Raw genomic sequence first — 520 nt, 5'->3', positions numbered from 1 at the left:
ACCGACCACTGAACGCTTTTTTGGGGTTATATCAAAGACACGGTGCTGGAACCAGTGCGTCGCAAAGGTTCAGATTTCCCGTAAATCCGGTATGTTAGATCGACAGCAATTGGAAACATTCGCGACCTTCCTGGAAGGCCAGCATTTCAGGAAGGCGGCGACCATGCTCCACATATCGCCGGGAGCGATATCTCAGCGGGTAAAAAGCCTGGAGAGCGCGGTTGGTGCGACGCTGCTGTTACGCAAGCCAGTGGTAGCGCCGACTCAAGCCAATGAAGCAATCCTTCGCTACATCATGGCAGTGCGCCTACTCGAGGAGGAAGCGCTCTGGGTCATGAAGGTTGGGAAGTTCCCTCCCGTGAACATTGCTGTCGCCGTCAATGCTGATTCACTGTAAGCAATGGGATGGACGCCCCCACCTATAAAGGCATTGATGTGCCAGAGTGGAAGTGTCGTCAACCACTCGAACAGCGGGAGCGCCCACCATGGAGATTACAACGATCGGCATCGACCTGGCGAA

Annotated in this window: 1 protein-coding gene; it reads left to right on the top strand. The window is 54.6% G+C overall.

Going from position 1 to position 520, the window contains the following annotated elements; genetic code table 11:
• A partial coding sequence (locus tag G3N97_RS39215; protein WP_241031114.1) for a LysR family transcriptional regulator occupies positions 1-397 on the top strand: 397 nt, incomplete at its 5' end.
• Positions 398-520 lie beyond the last annotated feature (123 nt).

Origin of the sequence: Paraburkholderia sp. Ac-20347, from assembly GCF_017104805.1 — a bacterium.
In the GTDB taxonomy this organism is placed as follows: domain Bacteria; phylum Pseudomonadota; class Gammaproteobacteria; order Burkholderiales; family Burkholderiaceae; genus Paraburkholderia; species Paraburkholderia tropica.
Note: the sequence above shows the minus strand (reverse complement) of the source record. Positions and strands in the feature narration are given on the sequence as shown.